This is a genomic window from Athalassotoga sp., assembly GCF_049965695.1.
GTDB lineage: Bacteria > Thermotogota > Thermotogae > Mesoaciditogales > Mesoaciditogaceae > Athalassotoga.
Map to the genome: position 1 here is coordinate 1 of NZ_JBMFWB010000076.1, position 585 is coordinate 585.

The 585-nt window shown below is 43.4% G+C and carries 1 protein-coding gene; it reads left to right on the top strand.

Features of this window, described 5'->3' with window-relative positions:
- Positions 1-263 (top strand): hypothetical protein (locus ACP5NR_RS08815; RefSeq protein WP_428006376.1); only part of this gene is annotated, 263 nt, incomplete at its 5' end.
- Positions 264-585: the final 322 nt, after the last annotated feature.

Sequence of the window (585 nt, forward strand, 5' to 3'; positions counted from 1 at the left end):
ATGAAAATGATGATAACAATGATAATGACAATGACGACGACTTTGACAATGATGACAATGAAAATGAAACCAAAACAGATGACACATCTGATGATGCAGAGCAATATGATCATGTTGACCAACAGGAAATTGAAAAACTTTTTGCTGAAGACCCCCACAAGAACCGTGAAGAACACAGAGCACCAGAAGAGGCCAATCCAGCCGGCATGGCTGAAGAAGAAGAAAAAGAGGCTAACGTGGATGATGTCAAACAAGAGCCTTAGGAAGAAGCCAACAAACAACCGCAACCTGAGCGAGTGCAACCAGCTAGAAACTGTTGGAGAAAAAAGGAAAAAAAATAATTAGTATATGGTATATGAAATCGAACCGGAAGGCACGGGATGTTCAGTGAGGACCCGTGACCAATACCAAGAGTGATTCAGACGCGTGTCTGTAATTCAACCGTGTTTCTGCTGGCCCAAACGCCTTTTTAACGAGGAGCAGAGGTTCGCTCTTCTCTTCTCTCCTCTCGCCCCACTCTCTTTAGTTAACTGCGTTACTTAGTCCTGGGTTAGGATAGTAAAGCTCTTAGGTGTTCTTACCAAC